Source organism: uncultured Pontibacter sp. (assembly GCF_947502515.1).
Classification (GTDB): Bacteria; Bacteroidota; Bacteroidia; order Cytophagales; family Hymenobacteraceae; genus Pontibacter.
Map to the genome: position 1 here is coordinate 313963 of NZ_CANNAI010000004.1, position 20855 is coordinate 334817.

Consider the following 20855-nt stretch of genomic DNA (forward strand, 5'->3'; position numbering starts at 1 on the left):
CACTGCCCTTAGCTTTGCTGCTAACAGTGCTCCAGCTAAAACAATGAGCTACGCCTTCACCAAGTATTTTCTGCCATTCAATAAATATAATATACAGATTGCTAATATTTATAAAAATTGTTTTATTAAATATTGGATAAAAGCTAAATTTATGTTTGCTAGTTGCTTATTTCAATTAATTCCTTAGTTCTATGAAAAAGATATTTACAGGAGCCGCGCTGCTGTTGTTGTGCTTTGGGTCGGGAGAGGCCATGGCACAGGGCGGGATGCTCAACAAGCTAAAACAAAAAGCCAACAATATCGCCGAAAAGGCATTGGACAAGACAATTGAGGACAAAACAGGTATAGGGAACGGCTCCTCTAACAATAATAGCGCTAGGGCTGGCAATTCCAGTTCCAGCAGGGCCAGAAACAAAGGAGGGGAAGGTCTTATCTCGACACCACCTGATGTGAATGCATTCTTGGGTGACGCTGACAAAGCCTTTAAAGCCGGTACGTATGGCGAAGCCCGCTACGCAGTGCAGCAGGCTATGCTGGGAGTAGAACTCCAGATCGGGCAGAAGATACTCAAGTCTTTGCCGGAGTCGATCAGCGGTTTGAATAAAGATGAAAGTGTAGAACAGGTGGCTAGCAGCGGCTGGGGATGGGCCGGTCTGACCATCATGCGCCAGTATACTGACAATAACGAGAAGGAACTGCGGGTGATGGTGGCCAATAATTCGGTGATGCTATCGGCTGTGAACATGTACCTGGCAAACGGGGGCTATACCCAAACATCAGGAGAGCAGCAGAACTGGAAGCAAACCAAGGTGAAAGGGCACCGTGCCGTGATCGAGTATGATGATGCCAGCGGTTACAAACTGACCGTGCCTATGGGACAGTCGTCGCTGCTGGTGTATGAAGGCGTCAACTTCAAAAACGAACAGGAGATGATGGCAGCGGCCAATGCGGTGGATATTGATGGCATCAAGAAGATGCTGGGCGAAAAGTAAACTTCATAGAAATCTAGAATGAAACCAGTCATGAAAAATATAGCAATCCTAGTCGTTTTTACCTTCCTGCCTGCCATGGCCTTTAGCCAGGATTTCAGCAAAAGTTTAGCGGAGGCGAAAACCTCTTATGGTTCAGGTGATCTAAGCAATTCGCGTTTTGCGATGGAGCAGATGCTCCGTAGTCTGGACGCTGAAATTGGGAAGGAAATCCTAAAGATGCTGCCGGCAAAAATGGAGGACCGCAGTCCAAATGTGAAAGAAGATGACGTGACCGGCGGTGGCGCAGGCTTTGGTATGGGCTTGTTTGTGCATCGCAGTTATGGCCCTGCCACCAATCAGGTTACAGTTGACATTATCAACAATTCACCACTGATCAACTCATTGCAGGCTGTTCTGGCTCTGCCATTTATTGGCAATTCCGGCGACGGCAAACAAAAAGTGGTGAAAGTGCATGGCTATAAAGCAGTACTAAATAAAATTGAAGGTATGGAAGGAGCTCCGGCCGGTTATGAATTGCAGATTCCTTTGCAGAACACACTGCTGACCTTAAAAGCCGACAATGCAAAAGAGGATAATATTATGAAGATGGCCAACAGCCTGCCACTCGATAAAATAGCGCAAATGGCGCACTAGTCAGGTATAGCTATACCTTATTCACGCACACAGAAAATGCTTCCCTCTACTGCCAGATCGGTTTTAGGGAATACCTCCTGCGCTTCTGTGAGCAGAGGCGTCAGGTCTTTGTAACGCACCGAGAAGTGACCTAACAGCAAGTGACGTACCTGAGCGGCAACAGCCATTTCGGCGGCCTGTCGTGCAGTGCTGTGGAAGGTATAGTGCGCCCGCTCACGCATTTCGTCAGTAAAGGTAGCTTCGTGGTAAAGGAGATCCACACCCTTCAGGTAGGGGAGCAGGTCGGGCTTATACCTACTATCTGCGCAGTAGGCGTAGCTGCGGCTGCGCTTGGGCTCCAGCGTCACCACCGAATTGCGAACAAGCACATTCCCTTGTTCGTCGCGTACGTCCTCGCCCCATTTCAGTCGCACCAGTTGCGGTGGCGTCAGGAAACCGGGCAGGTTCTCTTTGATCAGCGGACGTGGCTTTGGCTTCTCGCGGAACAGGAAACCGCAGCAGGGAATGCGGTGCTCCATGGGTATGGTATGCACCGTGATCTTTTTATCTTCGTAAATTTTGCGGTAGCTGGTGGTGTCAAGCTCATGAAAAATAAGCTTGTAGCACAGGTTAGTGCCGGAGTACTTGAGCTGAAGACTTAGGATTTCGGAGAGGCCGGGAGGGCCAAAGAGGTGCAGCGGCTGTTGGCGGCCCTGCAAATGCATGGTAGAGAGAAGGCCTGCCAGACCGAAGTAGTGGTCGCCGTGCAGGTGGCTGATGTAGATATTAGAAATGCGCTGATGCTTTATCTTGTAAAGCATCAGCTGCATTTGGGTTCCTTCTCCGCAATCAATCAGATGAAGCTGATTGTCTATGGTCAGCAGTTGGGCAGTATGGTGCCGGTTTGCCGAGGGTGTGGCCGACGAACTACCGAGTATCCTGAGTTCGAAATCCACAAAATAGGTTTAACTAGTCTTCCTTGTTGGTCAGGTCCTGCTCGATCTCGTGTAGGAACACGCGGTCGATCGCCTCTTCCACCGTAGGCAGGATGTTCAGCACAGACTCTAGTTTAGAGATCGTGATCAACTTCATCACGTGGTCCTGCAGGCTGGTCAGAATCAGCAAACCGTTAGACGAGTTGCAAAGTCTGTTAGCGATCAGGATAGAGCTCAGTCCCGAAGAGTCAGTATATTTTACGTTATTGAGGTCAAGAATCAGGTTGGTGATCCCTTCAGCATTCAATTTCACGAACTCAGATTTCAAATCCGGAGCGATTGAAGTATCAAGTTTCTTCTCGTCTATCGTGATAATCGTGTAGTTTTCTTTCTTATCAATCGTGTACTTCATAGATCTACCAGTAAAGGATTTAAACGCGAATGTACCAAAATCCACGTTAATAATTCTAATTTTTGTCGTTAAAAATGTTTTCTTCTATGTGATTCTCAATGCGTGAGAGCACATTATCGTAACTTTCCTTATGAAAAGGCTGGCCCGTAAAAACCTCGTAAAGTTCGATGTATCGGTCCGAAATACTGTTCACTACTTCATCTGTCATTTCAGGTATAGCCTGGTCTTCTTTTCCCTGAAAACCATTCTCAATCAGCCACTGGCGCACAAACTCCTTTGAAAGTTGTTTCTGCGATTCGCCGTTCTGCTGGCGCTCCTGGTATCCTTCCAGATAAAAGTAGCGCGAAGAGTCCGGTGTGTGGATCTCGTCGATCAGGTATACCTCACCGTTGTAGCTGCCGAACTCATACTTGGTATCTACCAGTATCAGTCCGCGCTTTGCGGCCAGTTCCGAACCTCTTGCGAAGAGTGCCCGGGTATAAGCTTCTAATTTAATATATTCTTGCTCAGATACAATGCCTTTTGCCAGAATTTCTTCTCGCGAAATATCCTCATCATGTCCTTCGTCGGCCTTGGTCGTTGGGGTGATGATCGGCTCGGGCAGTTTGTCGTTTTCACGCAAGCCCTCCGGTAGCGCTACACCGCAAACGCTGCGTTTGCCGGCCTTATACTCGCGCCAGGCATGACCAGCCAGATAGCCTCTGATCACCATCTCCACTTTATAGGGTTCGCAACGGTACCCGATCGTCACGTTCGGGTCTGGTGTCGAAAGCACCCAATTCGGAACAAGGTCTGAAGTAGATTTAAGGTTTATGCTCGCTATTTGGTTCAATACCTGGCCTTTATGAGGAATGGCCCGTGGCAACACCACATCAAACGCTGAGATCCGGTCGGTGGCTACTACCGCCAAACGGTCCTCAAAATAATAAACATCGCGCACCTTGCCTCTATAAAAACCGGTTTGCCCGGCGAAGGAGAAGTTAGTTTCTTTTATGGCCTCCATTAGGTCTGTTAGGTTAGAGAAAGGCAAAGTTAAAATATTTTTGTCGGTGCGGGTTAATAGCTACAGGTATAAATGTAAAATGCCTTTTGCAGAAGGGAAAATCATCTGGGTTTAGACATTGCTATATACTCTTAAGTATAGCTATAGTTTTATATTATGAAATCTATTTTTTGTACATTATTGAGAATGTTGCGGAGGAGGCAAAGATTTCTCTATTAACGGCTCACGGTAATGAATGATGTTGTGCGCCATTCCTTTAAAAATGACAAAATGGAAAGGGAGCATCGCATACCAGTACAGTCTGCCTGCCAAACCATCTGGCCTGAAAGCAGCTAGCTGCTCAAGGTAATTCCCGTCAGCCTCCCGACATATTCTGAACTGTAGCCAGGCCTCGCCGGGCAGTTTCATTTCGGCATACAGCAACATGCGTTCAGCCTTTCGGTCAACAGCCAGTACGCGCCAGAAATCAATGGAATCGCCTGATTTTACATCAATTGGATGCCTCCGGCCGCGCTGAAGGCCAACCCCACCCACCATTTTGTCAAGTAGTCCACGTATCTCCCACAGGAAGTCTGTCTTGTACCAGCCGCGCTCACCGCCAATTCGCAGGATATTGTCCATCACCTCTTCAGGTGCTCTATCGAAACGCATGCGCTGGCGGTCGGTGAGTACCCCATGCTCTGGAATTTGTACAAAATCCATGAAATTGAGTTGGATGGTGCCGCTCACCAGTGCATCCTTCCAACTTGACACCACCATGTTCTGCTCCATCTTGGTAAAAGCCAGATTCAGAGCACTCTCGTAGCTCAGGCACTTATGCGGTATAAGTTGCTGTATGCTGCTGTCTTTCACCACGGCATCGTTGCGCAGACTCTCCACCAAACTGCGGGCTAGTGCGTAATTGGTGCTTGTGACAAAGTATAGCCAGTAGGAGGAGAGCTTAGGCGTGAGTACCGGTAAGGTATAGATGCGTCTTTTCAGGTTCCTGACTTTTGCCAGCTGCAGCAGCATTTGTTTGTAAGTGAGCACGTCAGGACCGCCGATCTCGAAACGTCTGCCATAGCAGTCTTCCCGGCCCAGCACGGCAGTCAGGTAAAACATGACATCGCGTATGGCGATGGGTTGGCAACGGGAGTTGAGCCAGCGAGGCGTGATCATGACAGGCAGTTTCTCCACCAGGTCGCGGATGATCTCAAAAGAAGCGCTGCCAGATCCGATGATGATGGCCGCCCGCAAGACGGTAAGCGATGCTTTGCCCTGCGCGAGTACATCCTCTACCTGCCGCCGCGAAGACAAATGCCGCGACAAGTGCACATCGTTGGCAATGCCGCTGAGGTAGATCAACTGCCTGGCACTAGTGCTGTTGAGGTACTGGATAAAGTTTGTAGCCGATGCTCTTTCAGCCTCTTCAAAGTCTGCCGAGCCGGAACCCATGGAGTGCACCAGATAATAAGCCGCGTCTATGTCTCTTGGCAAGTCCTGTAAACTTTCCGGTTGAAGCAGATCCCCTTTTGCCACCTGTACTTTTTCCTTAAGGCTGTCTGCTACCTCGAAGCGGCGTGGATCCCGAACAAGGCATACCACTTCGTGCTGCGCTTCTATGAGCACAGGAAGAAGTCGTTTGCCAATGTAGCCGTTTGCGCCGGTCAGGAGTATTTTCATTTGTGTTTTAGGCCGTCTATACCTGCACAACAGGGACGCCCTGTTAATGTTATGCGAGTTCGATTATGTTTTTTCAAAGATAGTGAATCTGCAGGTAAAATAGGGTTCTGTTATAAGGTGTATAAGGCCTTGATTTGCAGGCTTGTGAAATTGATTTTTAGATGAATCTGAAATATTGTGAAATAAAAATTTGGATTATTTGAAATGCTGCTCTAGCTTTGCATCATCAAGTCTGATATCCCTTTGTGGGTATCGATTTATAAAGAAGCGTGGAGAGACAGGCTCTGTGAAGCGCTAGCAACCAGCCTCAGGCAAGGTGCTAATTCCTGATTCCGGATGTTCGGAAGCATATAAATTGATAACGTTATGGAAAAGGGAACAAAACCAACACCGCTTTTTTTACGATCAACTACGGCAGCCCAACTGCCACAAGCTTGTCATGCCTTTGCACATGCTGCTGTCATGTGTAATTCCATGTGCATGTGCTGCTGCTGTTGCTAGCGCGACCAATCCCCAATTTTTTTTGCTGCAATAATGTCTCGCCACAGGTATAGCCTGTGAGCATACGCCTGTAGCCTCCTCTTTCATCTTGTCATAGAACAAGCTAATCTATTCTATACTTTTCAAAATTCTAAACAAAACGACTATGTCTAATTCACTTCATTTCGAAACACTACAGTTACACGCCGGCCAGGAAATCGATCCAACCACACGTTCCCGCGCTGTGCCAATCTACCAGACTTCTTCCTATGTTTTCAAGGACGCCGAGCATGGTGCCAACCTGTTTGCACTGAAGGAGTTTGGTAATATCTATACCCGCATCATGAACCCCACTACCGATGTCTTTGAGAAACGCATTGCCGCTTTGGAAGGCGGAGTTGCGGCGGTAGCCGTTGCCTCCGGGCAGGCGGCTCAGTTCATTGCGCTCAACAACATCCTGCAGGCGGGCGACAATTTTGTTTCCACCTGTTTCCTTTATGGCGGTACTTACAACCAATTCAAGGTAGCCTTTAAGCGGTTGGGGATAGAGGTGCGCTTTGCTGAAAGCGACGACCCGGAGAGCTATGCACAGCTAATCGATGAAAACACGAAAGCCATCTACACCGAATCCATTGGTAATCCGCGCTTCAACATACCTGACTTTGACGCGATAGCGGCCATTGCCAAAAAACATGACATCCCGCTGGTAGTGGACAATACGTTTGGGGCCGGTGGTTACCTGTTCAGGCCAATTGAGCACGGTGCCAACGTCGTAGTGGAGTCAGCCACCAAGTGGATCGGCGGACACGGTACCAGCATTGGCGGGGTGATCGTGGATGGCGGAAACTTCAACTGGGGCAATGGCAAGTTTCCGCAGTTCTCTGAGCCTTCGGAGGGATATCACGGCCTCAACTTCTGGGAGGTGTTCGGCACAGACGGGCCTTTCGGCAATATCGCATTTTCCATCAGGGCAAGGGTAGAGGGGCTGCGTGACTTCGGTCCGGCGCTTAGTCCTTTCAATTCCTTCCTGCTACTGCAGGGGCTGGAAACTCTCTCGCTGCGTGTGGACCGCACGGTGCAAAACGCGCAGGCGCTGGCCGAGTGGCTGGAGCAGCACGAGCAGGTAGAAAGTGTGAACTACCCGGGACTGCCTTCCAGCAAGTACCACAACCAGGCCAAGAAATACCTGAAGCGAGGCTTTGGTGGCGTACTGTCCTTCAACCTGAAAGGCGACAAGAAACAGGCGGAAGTCTTTGTGAATAGTCTGCAACTGGTGAGTCACCTGGCCAATGTAGGCGACGCGAAATCGCTGATCATCCACCCGGCCTCTACTACTCACCAGCAGTTGTCGGAAAAGGAGCAGCAGAGTGCCGGTGTGACACCTACCTTGCTGCGCCTGTCTGCAGGTATAGAGCACCTTGACGATATCAAAGCTGACCTGGAACAGGCTTTTGCCAAAGTACGGCAGCACCACGAAGAACCTGTATTGAACGAATCATAATGTCTGAACAATTAGTATTTCATTACCAGAAACAATTTCAACTGGAGTCGGGGACATCGCTCCCTGGCTTCCAACTGGCCTATACAACCTATGGACAACTCAATCAAGACCAAAGCAATGTGGTGTGGGTATGCCACGCCCTCACGGGCAGCTCGGACTTCACCGACTGGTGGAGCGAATTATTTGGCGAGGGAAAACTATACGACCCGGCGGACTGGTTTGTGGTTTGTGCGAACACCCTGGGTGGCTGCTATGGATCCACGGGACCACTTGCAGTTAATCCGCAGACGCTCCAACCCTTCTACCACAGCTTCCCGCAACTGACCAACCGGGATATTGTGCGTGCCTTCGATCTGCTGCGGCAGGACTTAGGTATAGCCCAGGTGCATACGCTGCTGGGTGGCTCACTGGGCGGTCAGCAGGCGCTGGAGTGGGCTATTTTGCAGCCGGAGGTTTTCAGGAATCTGATCCAGGTGGCATCCAATGCGCGGCATTCGGCCTGGGGTATCGCCTTTAACGAGAGCCAACGCATGGCCATCCGGCAGGACCCAACCTGGCAGACCAGCACAAGCGAGGCAGGTATAGCAGGTCTTAAAACGGCCCGCGCCATCGCCATGCTTTCCTACAGGCACTATACCTGCTACGAAGCGAGCCAGCAGGAGCCGGGTAACAGCATCACCGACGATTTCCGGGCAGCCTCTTACCAGGTATACCAGGGCGAGAAACTGGCACAGCGCTTCAATGCCTACACCTACTGGTTGCTTTCCAAGGCTATGGACTCACATAACATTGGTCGGGACAGGGGAGGAGTTGAAAAGGCGCTAGAGCGGCTTCGGGCTAAGACCCTCTTTGTCGGAGTAGACACGGATCTGCTTTTCCCGATAGAGGAGCAGCAGCAACTTCACCGGCTGGTGCCGGGTTCCCGTTTCACCCAGCTCCGCTCCGGTTACGGGCACGATGGCTTTCTGGTAGAAACGGCACAACTCACGCAGGCTATCCGGGCATTTTATGAAATAGAAAAAGTAAAGCACAGACACTATGAAAATACAGAAGTTTAAGAAACGCATCGGGCTGATTGGCTTCGGCTGCGTAGGGCAGGGCCTATATGATGTGGTGGAAGCCAACCGGCACCTGGGCTGGGAGATCGGAAGTATCTGCGTGAAAGACAAAGACAAGCCGCGCACCTTACCCGCCTCTGCCTTTACTTATAATGTGCAGGAGGTGCTGCAAGATCCGAGCCTAGACATTATCGCCGAACTGATCAGCGATCCAGAGGAGGCACTCGGTATCCTCAGACAAGCCCTGCAGCAGGGCCGAACAGTAGTCTCTGCCAACAAAAAAGTAATTTCCGAAAACCTGCCGGAGTTGATAAGCCTTCAGCAGCGGCATGGGAGTGTACTGCTATACGAAGCCTCTGTTTGCGGCAGTATACCTGTGTTGCGCACACTTGAAGCCTACTATGGATCAGAACCGTTGGTGGAGGTACGAGGTATACTCAACGGGTCCTCCAATTATATACTGAGTAAACTGCACGCTGAGCGGGGAAGCTACCAATTGGCTTTGGAGCAGGCTCAGGCCTTAGGTTTCGCTGAGGCGGATTCTTCCCTGGATGTAGAGGGGGTGGATGCGTTGCATAAGCTCTGCATTCTGGCAGCGCATGCCTATGGGGTACTGGTGCATCCGGAGGAGGTGCTGCATTTTGGTATCCAGCACATAAACACTGAAATCGTAGAGCTGGCTGATGCCTTGGATTGCCGTATCAAGCTGATCGGGTCTTTAAAAGCTACTGCTACTGGGCAAGTCGCGCTTCAGGTGCTACCCACGCTTATACCCACGACAGATGCTCTGTATGGTGTGGAAGCAGAATTCAATGGGCTTGAAATAGAGGCTCAGTTCGCGGGCAAGCAATTTCTACGAGGGCGAGGCGCTGGAAGTCACCCGACCGGCTCGGCTGTGTGGGCTGATATTACTTCGGCAGTACGGGGATATCGCTATACCTATCCGAAGCTTTGCACCAGCCAGACAACAACGGCCTCCGGAGACGAGCAGATCACAGTCCTGCTCCAGGGACAGGGGAGGTCTATTGCAACGTGCATAGAATTGCTTCAGTCGACCCTGTACTATCAGTCTCCGGACAAAAGCCAGGTTGTTCTTTCGGTGACGCCGCAGCAACTTAAGCTGCACCAGACCTCCTTTAAGTTGCAAGGTGTATTTGTGGCGGTTATCCCGGCAGGTGTAGCACTTGATAAAATACCAGAGCTGCTTGCGCGAACGGAGGCTATACCTGCATAATATGTGCAGGTATAGCCTCAGACTCCAGGTGTGAATAAGTGTAGAAAGTGGAAATTATTCCGAGGATGAATTATAAGAAAAATTCAATTAAAAAATTTTAATAATAGCAATTTTGAATTGCACATTAATTGTATAAGTATATTGTGATAAATCAGGTTAAGGCCTTTATAATAACATTTTAAAATATTTATGCAAATAACGCTATCATTTTCATCTGTTTATGGTTTTACTATCGTACAATGAATATTTATGGACGATACATAATACCCGACGGCAATGAAAACCTATATACCTTGGATAAGCACTCTACTTCTGATAATTATATTTTCATCCTGTAGAAACGACAATGTTTCACCGATCCGGAATGTCCGATTTGACCCCGGTTTGCTAAATCCGCTACAAGCTGGCGGTGGTATGCCCTGTATCGCACATACCTATTATTATAACGATGCAGAAAAGTCGCTGGGAACAGTATACAACGGCATGATACTCCTGTCATTTAGCCAGGAACTCAGCCACGAAGAGGCTACAACTGCAGCTGGGCAGTATGCTTTTATACAAGAGTTGGGGCAGCCGATCCATACAAACTCCGCTCGTTTATACCCTGCCAAGTTAGCGGCAGGACTCAGCTGCCAGCAGGTAGAAGGAGCGATATCCGAGGTTTCAAAGGATCCGGCAGTAGCATACGCGGCTCCTTATTTTGAGTCCGCCGGTGGTCAGCTATTGGGTGTATCGAATGAATTTATTGTAAGTGTGGAAAGTGGCCGACAGCCAGCTGAGCAGGTGATCAGACGCCTGACTGCAGCGACCCGCACTGAATTAGTAACTGAGCTGAACGCTGATACTTTTGTATTGCGAGCCGATAAAAATTCACGGGGCAATGCGCTCGAGATGGCTAACTTCTTTCATAAGCAGCCGCTCATAAAGCATGCTGAACCAGACTTTGTGGTTTCGGTCAACATGTAAAGTTTTTGATTGTGATGGTTTTGGGTTAAGAGTGAGAAAGCCCCGGTTCCTTGACTGAAACCGGGGCTTTCGTTTTATCAGAGGTGATGCAAAAACTAGCTAAGGTATACGGCAGCTGCTTTGTCGCGCAGGTTGTAAGCCGAAGCCATCACCTCGCCATAAGCGCCCGCTGTGCGTATCGCAATCAAGTCACCGCGATTGGTTTCTGGCAGCACTACGGCCTTGCCAAAGCAATCAGACGATTCACAGATCGGGCCTACGACGTCATACTTCTCCTCAGGGCCTTTGCTAGTCAAATTCTCTATTTTGTGGTACGACTGGTAAAGTGCCGGACGTATAAGCTCTGTCATCCCGGCATCCAGAATGGCAAAGTTAGTCGACACACCTTTCTTGATGTACAGTACTTTGGAGATAAGCGTGCCGCTCTGGGCTACGAGTGCGCGTCCCAGTTCAAAGTGCACCTGCTGGTTCGGACGCACTTCCAAAAACTGATTGAATAGCGAGAAGTAAGCCTCAAAATCAGGTATAGGCTGCTCGTCCGGACTATAGTAGTCCACGCCAAGACCACCGCCTACGTTAATGTGCTCCAGCTGCACCTGCTGAGATTCGAACCAGTCCTGGAATTCGTTTACACGGGTACACAGGTTTCTGAAAGCAGATAAGTCTGTTATCTGAGAGCCTATGTGGAAGTGCAGGCCGATCAGCGACAGGTTAGGAAGTGACTTTAGCAGCGTCAGCACATCAGGCAGTTCCCAAGCATTGATACCGAACTTGTTTTCTTCTAGCCCTGTGGTGATATACTTGTGCGTATTGGCATTCACATTCGGGTTAATGCGTAGCGCTACACGGGCCGTTTTGCCTTTTGCCTCCGCCAGTTCGTTCAGAACGATCAGCTCGTGGCTCGACTCACAGTTGAAGCAGAAAATGTTTTGATCCAGGGCGTAGTTGATCTCTGCATCGGACTTGCCCACACCAGCGAACACCACATGATCAGCCGAAAAGCCATTTTCAATGGCACATTTCACCTCGTTTCCGCTCACGCAGTCAGCTCCAAAGCCTACTGCACGCATCTCGTTCAGGATCGGGCTGTTAGTATTAGCCTTCATGGCATAGTGCACCTGAAAGTTATATTTAGCCGCCTCCTGGCTGGCCTGCTGCAGGGTTTGGCGCAACAGGTTGAGGTCGTATACATAAAAAGGAGTGGCGTGCTGCTGCAACTCCTGCACAGATAAATTAAGCATTGCTGTTGTTCCTTTCAAAGATGCCCTCATTCAGCAGGATGAGAGACCTTTCTTTATCGGTTGTGTTGATGAGTAAGCTAATGTTGTTTTTGCTTCCGCCATAAGAGATCATGCGCAGCGGAATGTCACGTAGCGATTCGAAAATCTTCAAGCCGGAGCCGCTGCGATCGGCAATAAAATCTCCCACAATGCAGATGATAGTCTGGTCCTGGTCAACCTCTACTTGTCCGTATTCCTGAAGCTCACGCGTGATCTCAGCCAGGAACTTCGGGTTATCAATGGTCAGCGAAACAGCCACCTCGGAAGTTGTGATCATGTCGATCGGGGTTTTATATCGCTCGAACACCTCGAACACGCTGCGCAGGAAACCATAGGCCAGGAGCATGCGCCCTGACTTGATCTTGATCGCCGTGATACCGTCTTTCGCTGCTACCGCCTTAATACCACCCTTTCCGGTCTGGGCTGAGATGGTGGTGCCATGTGCCTGTGGCTGCATGGTGTTGAGCAGTCGCACCGGAATGTTCTTCTGCTTGGCTGGCAGTACGCTGGACGGGTGCAGGATCTTGGCTCCGAAATAGGCAAGTTCTGCCGCCTCGTCAAAAGACAGCTCCGCGATTGGGAACGTGTTTTTCACGACACGCGGGTCGTTGTTATGCATACCGTCAATATCCGTCCAGATCTGGATTTCGCTGGCATCGGCCGCCGCACCGATCAGGGAGGCCGAATAGTCTGAACCGCCACGCTTCAGGTTGTCCACCTCACCGAATGCATTGCGGCAAATGTAGCCCTGCGTGATGAACAGCTTCGTATCCGGATACTTCTCTAGCTCCAGTTTCAGATTCTTGCTGATATAAGCATTGTCTGGCTCCTCGTTCTCGTCGATCTTCATGAAGTTAAGGGCCGGTAACAGTACCGAAGCTATGCCCTGCTCCTCAAGGAAGAACTGGAACAAAGCCGTTGACAGCAATTCGCCTTGTGCCAGCACGGCACGCTCTTCGTAAATGGTGAAGAGGTCGAGTGTGAAAGAGCGGATATGATCGAAGTGAATGGCGATCAGCTCAAGCGCCTGTTTTTTCTTTTCATTGGTGGTGTAGAGTTCTTCTACTACCTGTTTATATTTATCGTGTAGCGCATCGATGAGCGCATTTGCTTCCTGGTTGGCATTCTGGTAGAGCTTCTCAGCAATCTGTACCAGCTGGTTGGTAGTGCCCGACATAGCCGAGAGCACTACAATCTTTGGCGATCCATCATGGATGAGATCCGCCACCGCTTTCATTCTTTCAGCCGACCCCACAGAGGTGCCGCCGAACTTTAAAACTTTCATCTAATCAGTTTGAAATAAAGGGTATAGTCAGAAGCTGGTCAGGTATAGGATGAACAAATTCTGGCTGTAAATTTAGTAAATTCGGTGCAGATGTATGTTAGACAGCTAAAAAAGAAAAAGGCAGCCATTTATGGCTGCCTTTTTCTTTAAGATATACTTGAAGTTTAGTTTTTCATGATAGGGGTTGTCGACTCCATGCCTTCGCCCACTACTTTGATCAAATCGCTTAATGGGTTCGGCTAAACCTGTGTAGCCAGTTCACGTGTCAGACTTTAGCTTTTTCTAAATCATGGAGAGCACTAAACTGGCAGCATTTCCACCAAACCCTGCAGCATTCACCAGAATACGATTGATGGTGTGAGGTGGGCACTTTTGCAGTATAGAGCTATAGCCTGGATATACGATTGACTGCTGCTCAAACAAATGCAAGGCGTACTGTACACTAAGAGCTCCAGAAGAGCCTAGTGTATGGCCTAATAGATGCTTATTGGTGGTGATAGATGGTATATTGTCTTGAAACAAAGCTTGAATAGCAGACAATTCAGCTTTATCACCTGCTCTGGTGCCAGGGGAATGAGTTATGATGACATCAACGGATTGATCATGTAAAGGTAACTGAGAAATTGCTTGCCGCATGGCCTGCTGAAAGTTAAGGCCTTCTGCTGAAATTCCCGTTTTACTTTTTATCTGTTCAAATCCGAAGCCTACAGCTTCAATGATCACACTGCCTTTCTCAAGTTGAGCAGAAGGCACTTTTTCGAGGGCAAGCACAGCTGCACCTTCGCCGAGCATAAAAGTATTTTGACCCGAAGTACCATAAGGTTGACAAGGGAAAGGTTGATCCCATAAGGTAGAATAAATACCGATTGCTTTCATTTGTGCAATGGTAAAATTGGTAAGAGGTGCTTCAGTACCTCCCGCCAGAAAACGCTGGGCCATACCTGCCCGTAGCCAGGCTACCCCATTAGCTATCGCCATTAGGGCTGTGCTGCAGGTAATAGAGTGACTGATTTGAGCACCACCAGCCTGAACAGCATGTGCTACCCAACTCGACAAATTACCTAAGGTAGTGGTTGGGGAAGCCGTAGGAGAAAGCGTACCCTGTTGGTAGGCTTCAAAATGCTGTTCCGTCAGGCCTGTCGCTCCACGTGAGGAGCCCACATTTACGGCCAAATCTTCCCGAGATTCGCTCTGATTATAAGTCCAGCCAGCTTGTATTACTGCCTGCCTAGCAGCAAAAATAGCCAATAGAACAGACCTGTCCAGTTGATGGTAATTTGGGTTTTGTAAGACAAGTTGTTGCAGTTGAGATTCAGCCCCTGCTGAAAGTGTAGCGACAGGCGTCGGTCTGCCTCCATGCTGGACATACGTGAAAACAGGCTTGCCATTCACGTAAGACTGAGAGGTGGACCGTATATCATATCCTAACGGTGAGATAGCGCCGTAGCCCCTGATGACAACATGTTCTTTAGCTCTTTCCAATAGGGTACAAAGGTATAAACAAAGATCGTGGTGACAAGCTTAAAACCTGCCACCACGATCTAATAATTTGCTTAATTCCAGCAATTACCTTTGTTTGACCAGCTTAGTCGTTGTGTCCATGTTAGCGCCTTTTATTTTAAGGAAGTAGACGCCTGTTGCTAAGTCCTGAGTCGGTAGCTCAAGTTCTGTGAATCTCCCTTCGATGATGATCTTGCGTTCTAAGATCACGCGTCCCTGTACATCCATTATCATCACTTGTGCTTGGCCTATCTCTTCAGTAGCTAACTCCACCCGAACATAATCATGAAATGGGTTTGGGTAGGTTTTTACTGAAGCTGAGATTGTTTTGATATTAGCGGCCACTGTCTTGCTATACTCAAACGCCCCATCAAAGTCTACCTGGCGAAGTCGATAGTAATTGGTGCCACTGCTTGGGTTGCTATCCTTAAAGGTATAATGATTGGTCAGGCTGCTGGTGCCCTTGCCCTTTACTGTGCCTATTTTCGTGAATTTGCGTCCGTCCTGGCTGCGTTCTATCTCAAAACGGTCGTTGTCAGTTTCAGAAGCCGTGCTCCAGTTAAGTGTCACTTGGTTGTTCTGGGCTGTGGCTTTGAAGGAGATGAGTTCTACAGGTAGGGGGTTAATAGGGGTAAAGTAAAGAGAATAGTTAGCTGATTTTGTAGCCGTTTTACCGAAGTTATCGGTAGCAGTGTAGCTGAATGTGGATAGGTTCCTGCTAAATCCAGATTTAAGAACAAAGCTTAAAAGTCCAGCCTCCTCAGGTGTTATAAACTGACCAGGTGTAGCCGCAATGCCCCTTACATATAGCGTTCCTGATGCTGCGTCTGGTAATGTCAGAATAGTATAAGTTGCTACTGACCCTCCAGTAATCACTGCCTTTAAAGGGGTTAAATCCTGAGCAGTTGGTATGTCTGGATCTAATTCTATTTCTACTGCTTCTACAATAGGGCCATTGCTAAATGCATAGGTAGTGTTGTTGTTTGCAGTGTTGGAATCGACAATACCATTCGGGGCATGAACAGTAGTAGTGTGTCCAAAAGCTGCATCTGAGTTGATGGTTGCAATAATAGTAAAAGTCGAAGTACCATTAACTCCCATATAATCTCGGCTTGCTACCCAAATATCCTGTGCTGCATTGTAATAGTTAGCCGAAGGACTTTGACCAACTGAACTACTTACAAAAGTTAAACCGGCAGGCAAAACATCCCTCACTTCAATTGCACCATTTATGCCTATCGAACCTCGATTAGTAATAGTAAAACGTATAGACACATTCTGGTCTTTGGCGTATGGCCCTTCCGTCATTACTGTATGCGTCAATTCTAAATCTACAAATCCTCTTATTGGAATGGTATAAGTAGCAGGAGTAGCGTCTGAAACTCCCACATTGTCAGTTGCTGTGAAAGTGAAAGTTGCGCTTGCTTCATAGTTGATAGAAGGCCTGAAGCTTAGCTGTCCCGCCTGCGCCGGCGTTATTACCTGTCCCTCTGTTACCGCAGCACCATTCACATATAAAACGCCCAGCCAGTTTCCGGGCAAAGTAACAATGGTATAATTGGCTATGGTGCCATCATCTGTTGCGTCAAGCGGCATGATAGCTTGTGCTACATTGGCATTAGTGATTGGGTTTGTAATCACGTTGCTGGCTACAGGTGCTTGATTTGCTCCTACGCTTAAACTATAGGTTGTAGCGTTATTGCTTAAGTTAAAATCGGTATAGTTAGGTGAAATAATGTTTGTCGTATGTGTGATAGTACCTACAGCATTAAGTCTAGCTGTTATGTCGAATGTATAAGAAGCACCTTCAGCTATTACTCCATTGTTCGGAGCCCAAGTATCATCACTAGGATTATATTGACCATTCAGTGAAGTGTTGCTAATATATGTCAGACCAGTTGGCAATAAATCCTGTACTAGAGCACCATTATAAAGTGGTGATGTACCAATGTTAGTTGCCGTAACTCTGATAGTTATATTTTGCCCCTGGTAGTAAGGTCCTGCTGTTAGTATGGTGTTGGTTAGTTGTATATCCACATCAAGTTTTACAGGTATGGTATAAGTAGCAGGAGTTGCATCTTCAGCATCCTCATTATCTATCGCAGTAAAAGTGAAGGTGATATTTTCTTCGTAGGTAATAGATGGCCTGAAGCTAAGTTGGGAGGCTTGTGCTGGCGTTATTACCTGTCCTTCTGTTGCCGCAACTCCATTCACATATAAAACGCCTTTGCCTGACTCAGGTAAAGTAACTATTTTGTAATTTTTAATAGTTCCGTCTGCATCTGATGCTGATAACGGTGAAATAGGTGATGCAACAGGTTTGTTAGGTATAGCTGCAGAAGTAACATTGTTTGCAATCGGCTCCCCATTGATAGGAATGGTAATAGTGGCCGAATTGCTTTCTGCTCCTTCGCTGTCTCTTACTTTGTAATTAAAGACAACATCATTCAGGTTTGAAAGTACAGGCGTAAAGGAAACGCCTCCTGCAAATGAAATTGCAGGATATGGTGTATTTGCTACAACTGCATTACTTCCTATTCTTAGTGTGCCTTGTGTGGTTGTATTAGGTACCGATGTAAAAATTATACTTGAATTTGTAATGTCATTGTCATCAGTTGGGTAATCACCTGAAGTAACATTTATTGGTGTTAAACCTGCAGTGTTTAGGATAGTTTGTGAGGTAATATTTTTTGCTATAGGTACACCATTTATAGATATAGTATAGGTTGCAGTATTACTATATAACCCGCCCGCATCTTTTACCCGGTAACTAAATGATGCGTCAGCAACAAAATTACTATGGGTATAGGTAATTTTGTCCTTATCAGCCCAGTTAAATTCCTGTGTGGTATTATTAACTACTACACCATTAACTCTTAGCGTACCGTTTGCAGGTAAAGTAGTAATCTGAAAATTAGATATTACGCCATCATCAGTAGCGTTTAGGGAGGGTGCTAATGTTACATTCGAAGCAGTATTTAGTAAAGTAGTATTGTTTGTTACATTGGCAACTGTTGGAGCCTCATTTACATTCGTAACATTTACAGTAATTGTCTGTTGAGAAAATAATGCGGGCGATCCATTATCTGCAGCTCGAACAATAACAGTGTAAATGTTTGTACCTGCAGCCGAACCCGGAGCTTCAAAATCTGGTGCTGTAATAAACGTTAGGGCGCGAGTGGTTGGGTTTATATTAAATTTAGCTGCATCAGCCCCACCAGAGATAGAATAAGTTAGCGTTGTGTTTGCATCTACATCTGTAGCTGTTACTATTGTCACTGCTGTTGTGTTTTCAGGTACATTAATACTAGCTGTAGCACCGCCACCATTAGAGGTGATTACTGGGGCCTCATTTACATTAGTAACTGCGATAGTAAAAGATTGGCTAGAACTAAGCGAGCCATCCGATGCCTGTACGGTAATGCTATGCGAAGTGGCAGTTTCAAAGTCCAGTAATGCTCCGTTAGCTACTGTTACCACGCCAGTAGAATTGTTAATTGCGAACCTGCCACCAGCGTTGTTAGTGAGGCTGTAGGAAATAGTTGCTCCCGCATCAGGGTCTGTACTTCTTGCTGTAATGCCTACGAGTGTCCCATTCGGTGAATTTTCAGGCACTGTATTAGCAGCTGCGTTGATATCTACAGGTTGGGTTGGAGCCTCGTTTACATTTGTAACATTTACTGTAATATCCTGTTCATCAAAACTAGTGCTGGAGCTGTTGTCAGTAACACGTACCGTTACGTAATAAGCATTAGTATTTGCTGCAGACCCGGGCGCTTCAAAATCAGGAGGTGTTCTAAACATTAGAGCGCCTGTAGTTGCATTAATATTAAATTTTTCTGCATCTGCACCACCAACAATGCTGTAACTGCGGAGGTTGCTTTCTAAGTCGGTCGAAGTAACAGTAGTAACTGCAGATGTATTTTCTGCAACTGATATTGTTGCTGTGCTACCTCCCCCATTTGACGTGATTTCAGGGTTAGCATTTACTTTTATCTCACAAACGGAATGCACATTAACAGAGCCACCTGTACTGGCGGTATAGCCAAAATGCACATTACCATTCCCGTTAAATATCCTTGATACAATATCATCACCTGGGCGGGTAATGCGAAGTACACCATCAAAATAAACCGACATGGTATTGGTTTCCCTGTTCCAAATAATTTTAACAGGATAATTAATCCCATCTTCTACATTGGTTTTGGTGCTATGCATCTGCACAGGGGCTGTGGAGGTTATTGTTGCTGCTGAAGAGTTTGTTACACTGCCATTCCAGAAAAAGTTTGTGTGATCAACTGATGGTTCAGAACCATTTTGATATGTGTCAAACTCTACACCAAAAGAAGGTGTTATATTTTGGAAACCTAAGCCCTGACCTATTGTTCCAGAAGCAAAAACAGGATTTGTAGCTACTCTCTGGAAGCCGAACGCAATTCCATCGGCACCAGCATCATTAGTGCCGAAATATGCATTGAAAGTGATCTCGAAAGATTTATTTAAATCGATAGTATTTACACTCCATACTTGTCCTTGCTGATTGCCCGTTGCTGTTGTAAGTTGGTAGCAGTTGGTGCCAGTTTTGAAAGCATTACCACTTGCCTGATAAAGGTCTTCTGTAATTTCGATAGTAACAGGTACATCAGAAGTACAGCCATTTACATCTGTAAGTCTAATAGTTCTAGTGTAGGTTCCCGCAGTAGGTGTGCTATTTACTGTAATTGAGCCTGTTGAATTTAATGTTAAAGAAGTTGGAAGTACACCACCGCTTACGATAGTTGCACTTGTTATAGCTCCATCTGGGTCTGTCGCTGTGGCTACTACTCTTCCACTAGATAATGCACCTCTCGCATAAACGTTATTTGTTGAGTAAACTGCTGGGTTGTTAGGATAGATGGTGGCTGTAACTTCTCTTCTAGAAGTGCTTTCGCAAAGAGTTGTGCTATTATAGGTAGTCACATAATATGTTCTGTTTGCAGAAAGTGAGGGTGTTGTAAAGCTAGTGCCTGTAAAAATGGCATTACCTCCGCTCTGTGATTCGTACCACCTAATTGTATTGCCGTTTGACCCTGGAGTGGCTGACAAATTAACTGTGCCAGTGCCACAACGAGTATTATTTGTTACAGACGAAGGCTGAGTAGGTAAAGGGTTAACCGTTAATGTTGCTACATTCGATGTTGAAGTGCCAGTATTGTCTGAAATTCGAACACGATATTTTTTTCCATTATCAACATTACCTACTGTAAAGCTAAGTGTATTGCTATTAGTACCAGTTGAGTTCCAAGCTGTGCTTCCCACATTTTGTACTTGCCATTGAAAAGTAGGTGTGCTGGAGGCTGTGCCATTTACAACAAACAGAACAGATGTACCGCTACATGTAGATGTGCTCTCTGGCTGATTAGTTATAGTTGGAGCCGCCTCAACCGCCCCAGTTGGAAAAACTATTAAACCTAATACCAACGATACTACAATTGAAAACCTTTTAGCATCATCTTGGATAGCCCCCCCCCTTAGCATTCGGGAGCAAATCCTAGTAAATACGTTTTTGAAAAAAAACGAGGTGGTCGACGCGAGAGTGCTTTTAAGAGTTGCTGAAGAGCTTGGTAAAATTGCTATCATATTAAACTGGCAAAGGTTATTTTAATTGAACCGAATCTCAAGGTTTAAATCCTAATTAATGATGTTGCAGGAACATAATAATTGGACATGTTTAACCTATAGCAGAAACAATAATGCCAGTAAAGAATAACGTCTAAGTAATACGTCAATTAGTCTAATTAATACATCTATATCATTTAATATTAGAGTTTTATGTTTTAAGCTTTGTGCACTAATTTAGAAAAGTATTTATGGGAGAGGACACGATAAGTTAATTAATTCCAAATTTGGGAAGTTTTTTTCTAAATTTGGAGAATCTGCTAATCGAACAGTAATA

Annotated in this window: 14 protein-coding genes and 1 riboswitch; of the genes, 6 read left to right on the forward strand and 8 right to left on the reverse strand. The window is 46.9% G+C overall.

Annotated features, from left to right (window positions below; translation table 11 throughout):
- Positions 1–191: 191 nt before the first annotated feature.
- Both Q1A54_RS12585 and Q1A54_RS12590 read left to right on the forward strand, forming a co-directional pair.
- Positions 192–992 carry a hypothetical protein gene (locus Q1A54_RS12585; protein WP_299988580.1) on the forward strand — a complete coding sequence of 267 codons (801 nt, stop codon included), beginning with the start codon at positions 192–194 and terminating at the stop codon, positions 990–992.
- A gap of 30 nt (positions 993–1022) precedes the next feature.
- Complete coding sequence (locus Q1A54_RS12590) at positions 1023–1625, forward strand: hypothetical protein (protein WP_299988583.1); 603 nt, start codon at positions 1023–1025, stop codon at positions 1623–1625.
- Positions 1626–1642: 17 nt separating this feature from the next.
- On the opposite strand, the gene Q1A54_RS12595 is transcribed toward Q1A54_RS12590, so the two are convergent.
- The 4 genes from Q1A54_RS12595 to Q1A54_RS12610 form a co-directional block, all read right to left on the reverse strand.
- The gene (locus tag Q1A54_RS12595) at positions 1643–2560 is read right to left on the reverse strand and encodes a ribonuclease Z (protein WP_196115478.1); all 918 of its coding nucleotides are present in this window, start codon (positions 2558–2560) and stop codon (positions 1643–1645) included.
- 13 nt (positions 2561–2573) lie between these two features.
- Positions 2574–2951 carry an STAS domain-containing protein gene (locus tag Q1A54_RS12600; protein ID WP_007657896.1) on the reverse strand — a complete coding sequence of 126 codons (378 nt, stop codon included), beginning with the start codon at positions 2949–2951 and terminating at the stop codon, positions 2574–2576.
- A gap of 55 nt (positions 2952–3006) precedes the next feature.
- Positions 3007–3954, reverse strand: a complete 948-nt coding sequence (locus Q1A54_RS12605; protein WP_299988588.1) for a phosphoribosylaminoimidazolesuccinocarboxamide synthase — start codon at positions 3952–3954, stop codon at positions 3007–3009.
- A gap of 177 nt (positions 3955–4131) precedes the next feature.
- A complete protein-coding gene (locus Q1A54_RS12610; protein WP_299988591.1) occupies positions 4132–5616 on the reverse strand; it encodes an SDR family oxidoreductase in 1485 nt (494 codons plus the stop codon).
- 254 nt (positions 5617–5870) lie between these two features.
- A riboswitch (SAM riboswitch) is annotated at positions 5871–5973 on the forward strand.
- A gap of 289 nt (positions 5974–6262) precedes the next feature.
- Here Q1A54_RS12610 and Q1A54_RS12615 point away from each other — a divergent pair.
- The 4 genes from Q1A54_RS12615 to Q1A54_RS12630 all read left to right on the forward strand — a co-directional run bounded on the left by Q1A54_RS12615 (position 6263) and on the right by Q1A54_RS12630 (position 10855).
- Positions 6263–7597, forward strand: coding sequence for an O-acetylhomoserine aminocarboxypropyltransferase/cysteine synthase family protein (locus Q1A54_RS12615; protein WP_299988594.1), 1335 nt, complete (start codon positions 6263–6265; stop codon positions 7595–7597).
- Positions 7597–8655, forward strand: coding sequence for a homoserine O-acetyltransferase (gene metX, locus Q1A54_RS12620; RefSeq protein WP_299988597.1), 1059 nt, complete (start codon positions 7597–7599; stop codon positions 8653–8655). Before Q1A54_RS12615 ends, metX begins: the two co-directional genes overlap by 1 nt.
- Positions 8636–9889 carry a homoserine dehydrogenase gene (locus tag Q1A54_RS12625; protein WP_299988600.1) on the forward strand — a complete coding sequence of 418 codons (1254 nt, stop codon included), beginning with the start codon at positions 8636–8638 and terminating at the stop codon, positions 9887–9889. Before metX ends, Q1A54_RS12625 begins: the two co-directional genes overlap by 20 nt.
- 414 nt (positions 9890–10303) lie before the next feature.
- Positions 10304–10855 (forward strand): hypothetical protein, encoded by a 552-nt coding sequence (locus tag Q1A54_RS12630; RefSeq protein WP_299988603.1) that lies wholly within the window; start codon positions 10304–10306, stop codon positions 10853–10855.
- 95 nt (positions 10856–10950) lie between these two features.
- Here Q1A54_RS12630 and lysA read toward each other — a convergent pair whose 3' ends face one another.
- The 4 genes from lysA to Q1A54_RS12650 all read right to left on the reverse strand — a co-directional run bounded on the left by lysA (position 10951) and on the right by Q1A54_RS12650 (position 20539).
- Entirely contained in the window at positions 10951–12096 is a 1146-nt protein-coding gene (gene lysA, locus Q1A54_RS12635) for a diaminopimelate decarboxylase (protein ID WP_299988606.1), read from the reverse strand.
- Positions 12089–13420 (reverse strand): aspartate kinase, encoded by a 1332-nt coding sequence (locus tag Q1A54_RS12640; protein ID WP_299988608.1) that lies wholly within the window; start codon positions 13418–13420, stop codon positions 12089–12091. Before Q1A54_RS12640 ends, lysA begins: the two co-directional genes overlap by 8 nt.
- 282 nt (positions 13421–13702) lie before the next feature.
- Positions 13703–14902 (reverse strand): beta-ketoacyl synthase N-terminal-like domain-containing protein, encoded by a 1200-nt coding sequence (locus Q1A54_RS12645; RefSeq protein ID WP_299988611.1) that lies wholly within the window; start codon positions 14900–14902, stop codon positions 13703–13705.
- A gap of 84 nt (positions 14903–14986) precedes the next feature.
- Complete coding sequence (locus Q1A54_RS12650; protein ID WP_299988614.1) at positions 14987–20539, reverse strand: cadherin domain-containing protein; 5553 nt, start codon at positions 20537–20539, stop codon at positions 14987–14989.
- Positions 20540–20855: the final 316 nt, after the last annotated feature.